At 56.6% G+C, this 6,391-nt stretch carries 6 protein-coding genes; 1 reads left to right on the top strand and 5 read right to left on the bottom strand.

All coding sequences use genetic code 11. The features are described 5' to 3' along the window. Nucleotides 1–38: 38 nt before the first annotated feature. A complete protein-coding gene (locus tag HDF16_RS29900) occupies nucleotides 39–3,023 on the bottom strand; it encodes a Tn3 family transposase (RefSeq protein WP_432432309.1) in 2,985 nt (994 codons plus the stop codon). A 135-nt stretch (nucleotides 3,024–3,158) separates the two neighbouring features. On the opposite strand from HDF16_RS29900, the gene HDF16_RS29895 reads away from it, so the two are divergent. Continuing rightward, nucleotides 3,159–3,713, top strand: coding sequence for a recombinase family protein (locus HDF16_RS29895; protein ID WP_184224580.1), 555 nt, complete (start codon nucleotides 3,159–3,161; stop codon nucleotides 3,711–3,713). A gap of 223 nt (nucleotides 3,714–3,936) precedes the next feature. Here the strand turns inward: HDF16_RS29895 and HDF16_RS29890 are convergent, their stop codons facing one another. The 4 genes from HDF16_RS29890 to HDF16_RS29875 form a co-directional block, all read right to left on the bottom strand. Beyond that, a complete protein-coding gene (locus tag HDF16_RS29890; protein WP_184224578.1) occupies nucleotides 3,937–4,464 on the bottom strand; it encodes a cysteine hydrolase in 528 nt (175 codons plus the stop codon). Between the two features lie 91 nt (nucleotides 4,465–4,555). Continuing rightward, entirely contained in the window at nucleotides 4,556–5,005 is a 450-nt protein-coding gene (locus HDF16_RS29885) for a VOC family protein (protein WP_184224576.1), read from the bottom strand. Nucleotides 5,006–5,284: 279 nt separating this feature from the next. Beyond that, entirely contained in the window at nucleotides 5,285–5,746 is a 462-nt protein-coding gene (locus tag HDF16_RS29880; protein ID WP_184224574.1) for an SRPBCC family protein, read from the bottom strand. 158 nt (nucleotides 5,747–5,904) lie between these two features. Further along, a partial coding sequence (locus HDF16_RS29875) for an SRPBCC family protein (protein ID WP_221313425.1) occupies nucleotides 5,905–6,391 on the bottom strand: 487 nt, incomplete at its 5' end.

The following is a 6,391-nucleotide window of genomic DNA, read 5'->3' as shown; positions in this document are numbered from 1 at the left end:
GGGGTAGACCCAACATTGCTGTCACCGGGGGCAATCTGTCAGGCAGTTTGCTGGTCGTACCTGAGCAGCATTTGCGTGCCGACCGATTTGGGGCCGAACCGGGGTGGGTCGATGGGAAGCCTGGAGTTGAGGTCAAGCCGGAAGCTGCCATACGGGTTGACGTGCCCATAGACGAGTGGGGTGAGACCTCTCCGGTCGTCGGCGTTGAGCCGGTTTTGCCAGGCAGGCTCGGCAAGGACCTGTTGGATCATGAGGGTGTTGACGTAGACGAGCGAGAGTTGGACCAGATGCAGGGACAGCATACTGAGCTCCTGGTCATCCGCCCGATTTGAGGCCATCTCGCCGCCTTTGCCGAAGAAGATGAAGTCGTTTGCGCTATTCCAGCTTTCGATGACGTTCAAGCCTTCGTTGATTTCTCGCCGCAGCTCCATTGAATGAAGATAACGGCATAAGAAGATCGTCTTCACGGCTTTGCCGAGTTCCGAGAGAGCGCGATAGACGGGATGCTGGACGTTGGTGCGGTTGAAGCGGCGAAGAATGTCTTCGGTGTCTGCGGTTCCGAGTCTTAGGGCAGTCGCGTACTTGACCAATTGATCGTACTGCTGGGCGATCAGATCCCAATCGATGGTTCTGGACATCACAGGCGCAAGGTTTGGGTAGGCTACGGTGTTGTCGGGACGATAGAGCCGCTGCGAGTGGATGGCTTTGAGGCGGGGCAGCAACTCGAAGCCGAGCAGCTTGCAGAAGGCGAAGGCCACCTCGCTTTGCCCGTGGCTGTCGGTGTACTGACGTTCGACGGTCATATCGGTGCAGTGGCGGAGTACGCCCTCCACCATGGCCGCGACTTCGGATGAGGAGCAGCGCTTGAGCTGCGAGTAGATGCAGGTCGATTTACGGTCAACGTGCCAATAGATCATGACGCCGCGCCCGCCGTAGCGAGCGTGCCATTCGGTCATGAGATTCTGGTCCCAAGCACCGAACTTCTTGGAATCGGAAGCGCAGGCCGTGGTGCCTTCACCCCAAATTGCCGGAGATCGCTCCGTCAGCGTGGCATTCACGACCTCCCGGATCGCGGCGCGAAGCTGGTCTTTGGTCACATAACGGCGGCGGACATAGAGCAGGTCTTTGTAGTTGGTCCGGGCTTGTCCGGCGCTCATGCGCTTGATGCCTGCGTTTGAGCCCAAGCCATAAAGCGTAAGCAAAAGCCGCTCTTGAACGACTTCTCGGTCGAGGTTCTCCCAGGCAGTAGCGCTGCGAAACGCGTCGGTGAAACCGATGCGAAGATCCGCTTCCTTGAACACGTCGAGCAGGCTCGTCATCGGCCAGCGTTCAAGCATCCGGGCTTTGAGGGCGGCCAGATTTGCCGGTTCCTGCTGCACCGGCAAGGGAGACAGTGAGATCCAGCCTCCCTCCTTATTAAGGAGGCGCACACTCTCGTTGGTCGCCAAGCCGTCGTGAAACGCGGCCAATGCTTCATGCATCTCGCGTTGAACGCCGGCAAGGAAGCTGTCCGCTGAGGAGGGCAGCCTGAGTGCGGCGTAGTAAGCGGGGCGTTCGCTCTCGAAGTCGCCCGGCAGATCCTGGTCGGGGTTGCGGTAGCGATCAGCTCCTTCGACCCAGACCTCCTTCGAGCGCAAACGTTCGCGAAGGGCAAGCAAAACGCACACCTCATACGCGAGCCGGTTGACACGTTCTGTACCATCGCTGACGCGCTCGATGACGGTTTCCTGCCACGGTCCACGAACAATGCCGGCAGTGGGAACGAACTCGTCCTGCGGATATATTTGGAGCCGGCTGCCGGCGTACTTCTTGACGATGGCGAGAGCATCGAGGACCGGACGATGCAGCTCGTTGCCTGACCGGAACTCCAGGGTGCCGAGCAACCGGATCAGCATGGCCCGATAATGCGAGCGGTAGGCGCTCCGCATTACCGTGTGGAGCTGCTGCCGATAAGCGGGTCCGGTGGCCTTGAATTCCTTTACCAACTCCCGCAATGTGGCTTCACTCGCGATGGGATAAACAACATCCTTGACCGCGCTGTCAGGGTGATCAAGGGACGCTTCGGCGATCTGAAACAGCAAACTGTTTTTTCCGGATACCCGTTTGAAGTCGGCGATCAGCTCTCGTTCTACCCGCACCTCCGCCCGGTGTGCGACCCGATGCACCATGTCGATGAGCAGGTCGGAGAGCGTATCGATCAATTCACGAGTTCGCAGATGGCAGAAGGCTGAGAGCAAAGTGAGGCGGAGCGGCTTGGGATGCCGCTTCAACTCGAAAACCTCTTCGACTGCCACTCGCCTGCGATAGCTTTCGACGATCCGAGGAGCAAGCCCGTCGAAGAGACCAGGTGGCAAGTGGAGATCTCTGAGCAAGGAGAGCTTAGCCAGTTCTTCTTCCAACGTCTCAATGCTCGCGGGACCGGGATCGGCTCGAAGCTCGTGCAGCGGAACGCGAACCAACTCCGGCGAAGTTAGTTCTAGCAGTGCATCAAGCCGCTCCTTCGTCTCCGGAGAGAGTTGGGCGGATAAGCGCCTGCTGAAATCGTCCTCAAAGTTGCGGAGTGCCGAACGGATGAGCCGTTCCATACGGTCTGCTGTAGGCGGTTCGATCCGCAGCTCTCGCAGCCTTTGGAGCGCAGCTTCTTGAATCAGTTCCGGATGCCGCTCTTGCGAGAGCACCTCACCGCAGAGCCAAACCATCAGGGCTTCGCCGTCCTCGGCCGCCGCTTCGCGAAAACCCCAGAGCGCCCGAATTTCGGCACGATGATACTTGATGGTGCGGCCCTGCCAGTCGTACTCGGCCCAAGCCGTCTGCGCGGTTTTCGTCTGGAGAGCGAGATAATCGACCGCAGCCGTGGGTACATCGGTCTTTGTGGCCGGAAAGCGAGCCTCGGCTTGGAAGAACTTCAGCAAAGCTGAGAATCCCAGCCGGCCGGGGCCGCTCTTATTCATGAGCAGCACGAGCTCGCCGGGTGCGAGCGTCCAGTGTTCTATCAGCTCGTCCTGGGTCCAATCTCGCTTCATCGGTCCGTCGCAAAACTCCTAAGTTTCGCGAGAACCGCGGACCCTCTCGAAATCGGCCAATCTCGCGTCGCGTAAGTATCTCGCATAAAGCATCCTGAGTGCGATATATTTTGCGAGAGCAGGAAGGCGATTCAGATGAAGATCGGCTATGCACGCGTCTCGACCGAGGATCAGCGATTAACTCTTCAACTGGAGGCCCTCAAGGAGGCTGGATGCGGCAAAGTTTTCCGGGAGAAGGTCTCAGGAGCCTATCGTGACCGACCAGAACTAAACCGGATGCTCGATCAGCTCCGCGAAGGAGATATCGTTACTGTCTGGAAGCTCGACCGGCTGGCGCGTTCCACCCGCAACCTGCTTGAGATCGTCGAGGCCATCCGCCAGGCCGGTGCCCGCTTCCAATCCATCTCCGAGCCGTGGGCGGATACCACCACCCACGCCGGCAAAATGATTATGACCATCTTCGCTGGCATCGCTGAGTTCGAACGCGACCTCATCCGCGAGCGCACCGGAGCCGGCCGCGTCGACGCGCAGAAACGCGGCGTTCGCTTCGGACGCCCGAAGAAGATGAACGACGAGCAACTCAAGCTCGCTCGAAGGCTGCTGAAGGAAGGAAAGTCTGTCAGGGATGTCGCCAAGACATTCAGCATCCACCCTGCAACCATATACAGAATCCTTACGCCTGCGGCTTGAACACTCAATAGCCGACTCAGTCCCGCTAGATTGCCCCTGGTCCACCCTTTACCGGGCCATCCTCAAGCCATCCGCTTGATAGGAAAATGCACCCTGGCGCCTCGCGGGTGAGTTAGCGTACATGAATTTCCGTTTCTTGTGAACTCTCCCTCGGTTGCGGGAGTTTTCTAAATGCCACAAGAATGCCCTCAATCAAGTCGAATTTATTTCGACACCTCATAAACTAGTAATCGGTGATGACTTGAGCGCCCATCCCGCGTAGCTTACCAATGGCGCGTGTGCGGGCTCGCGCCGATGAATCCCCTACCGCCGGAGCCAGTATTTGAACCTTATAGCCCCGAATTAAAGCGCCACGGGCGGTCTTCAACACGCACTCCGAGGCATAGACTCCGCAGAGGACAATTGTCGCGACGCCCAAGCTCCGGAGGTGAGGGTCGAGGTCTGGATTGCTGAAAGCATCGCCAGATGCCTTTGAGAAGTATCCCGACGCACCTTTGGACGCTCGCGGATCCCAACGAGAGCCGACCGACCGCTGCATGGTGGCGAACCGGCGGAGCACGTTGGAAACGAAATCGGTGCTACGAAATTCGTTACCTATGTTGATCACGGGTTCATGTTTGCGACTCGCGTGATTCACAGCCGTCCGAACGGCCAAGAGCAGAGGATCGACCTGCTCGACTGCGATCGGCAACCGCCCATCCCGCGCCAGGAAATCAACTTGCAGGTCGAGAAGCAGTAGTGCGCGCTTCATGGGTGATTCCAATTTCTACCTCGACGAAGGGGCTCAAGCAGGTCTCCAGCGGCCCGTACCGGGGTACGGGGTAAACACCTAATACCATGGCTCATTTGGTCATCACATCCTTCTCAAGGGCCTCTCTTACCTTTGCCACGTTCGGGCCTTCTCCGGCACCCTCATAAAATGAGAGGTCCTCGTCGATTCCGACCAACCGGAGACACTGGCCCCCAGGAGCCTGAAAATAAAGGTGAGGATCCGGTATATCGAGCTTTTTCACAAGACCAGACTCCAAGATGGTTCCGCTCATTTCCTCCACATTGTCGGACTTGATTTCCAGCCACACCGACCTGGCAGTCCGTAAAAAAGCGCTCTCATCAGGGACATCTCCATAGAGAAACACGATATAGAAGTTGTCCCCGAGGCGAAGGATATCCCTATCGCTTTCCTCTTTGGTTATTGTGCCGCCGAGAACGTCGCAATAAAACCCACGAATGTTCTCTCGGTCCTGCACCGGAACTATAACCGACGAATGATTTCCAAAGATTACCTCTGCCATGATTGTTCCTTGTTCTGGTTTAGCGCTTCGAACGCGCCCGGGTCGAATTTCGATGAATCATCGCTCGACGAGTCGGGTGAGAAACGGCTGTAAACACATCGGCCAGTCGATCCATAGAAATTGTCTTGCTCATGCGTTCGTACGTGTATTCGTTAGTTCAGCGTTCGATGGACTCATTCCTTCACTCAAAAGGTGGCTCACAGTCCATTGGGCAGGCCGGAGGTGTGGCTCAAAACCATGCGAACTGTTGCCCGGCTAATCCCTAGGTTTCTCATCCTCTTACTGGGGTGGACTCCACATGTTGATCGGCATGTCATACGGATGGGGGCGGCCTTTCCCGGTCTCCACAAATTCCTTGAGGCTCAACAGAAAAATTGCCCATCCCATTGAACAGTGAGGAAACGCTTTTGCATCTTCTTGCCATAGAGAGTGCTGGAAATGGAGGAGAGTTTTGCCCTGATCGCAAAAGATCCTGAATTCAACATTAGTATCAATCCAGTCCTCCGAACCTCCGTCGATCACATGCCATTGCACAAGCTCACCGGGCTTGAGCGTGGTTACCTCCATCACCGCTGCGCGAAACCCGCTAAACCAGAACTCCAGTTTTTCGCCGATAGCGGACTCTCCGCGAACATCGGTGGTCCACCAATGCGCAAGCTTGTTCACGTCGGTCACAGCTTCGTACAGCTCACAGGACGAAGCGTTGATGAGAATCTCATGCCAGATTTCGCGTTTTGCCATTGTGAATCACTCCCATTATTCCTGAAGGTTAGGCTCTGACGAGCATGGTTGTAGTTGCTGAGCCGAGCAATCGATAAGAGCATTACAGCCCCACCCCGCGCACTGGAGTGTTAGTCGGACGTTGAAATCGCCATTTCCCAGCAGGATAGTAGGAATTCTTAGAGGTTTTGCTCAAGGTAGGTTTGCAACAGGCTCTGGATGAGTGGCCAGCCGCTGTTGCGGAGCCGTAAACTTTCGCTCGTTAGACCCGAGTGTGTCACCCGAACCGTCGTGGTGTCGTCACCCTCGTGAAGCTCCCAGCACACGAGTGTTTCCGGAGCATTTTCACCGTCGCGGATCCACGTGAAGGCCAATAGGTGCGGCGGTTCGATCTTCCGATACTCTCCATGGACAATGCTTGAGGTTGTCCCGGGGCCGCAGCCGCCCTCTACGCGCATCATCCATTTGCCACCGGGCCGCAAGTCCACTTCTACATCTGTAGTCTTGAATTGCTCCTTGACTACCCACCATTTTAAGAGTTCGGAGGGATTCGTTAGAGCATCAAAAATTTGCCCCGGCGAAGCCTTGATCTGAACCTCCTGAACAATAGCATCGCCGATCACGTTTATCGAATTCATTGCTTCTCCTCCATATGTCTCTTGAGAG

This window comes from Granulicella aggregans (genome assembly GCF_014203275.1).
Classification (GTDB): domain Bacteria; phylum Acidobacteriota; class Terriglobia; order Terriglobales; family Acidobacteriaceae; genus Edaphobacter.
Note: the sequence above shows the minus strand (reverse complement) of the source record. Positions and strands in the feature narration are given on the sequence as shown.

Bases quoted from the DNA above. Each gene is read 5' to 3' on its own strand.
- HDF16_RS29885 (WP_184224576.1), bottom strand. From the start codon at position 5,005: ATGGCAGAGGTAATCTTTGGAAATCATTCGTCGGTTATAGTTCCGGTG.
- HDF16_RS29890 (WP_184224578.1), bottom strand. From the start codon at position 4,464: ATGAAGCGCGCACTACTGCTTCTCGACCTGCAAGTTGATTTCCTGGCG.
- HDF16_RS29900 (WP_432432309.1), bottom strand. From the start codon at position 3,023: ATGAAGCGAGATTGGACCCAGGACGAGCTGATAGAACACTGGACGCTC.
- HDF16_RS29880 (WP_184224574.1), bottom strand. From the start codon at position 5,746: ATGGCAAAACGCGAAATCTGGCATGAGATTCTCATCAACGCTTCGTCC.
- HDF16_RS29895 (WP_184224580.1), top strand. From the start codon at position 3,159: ATGAAGATCGGCTATGCACGCGTCTCGACCGAGGATCAGCGATTAACT.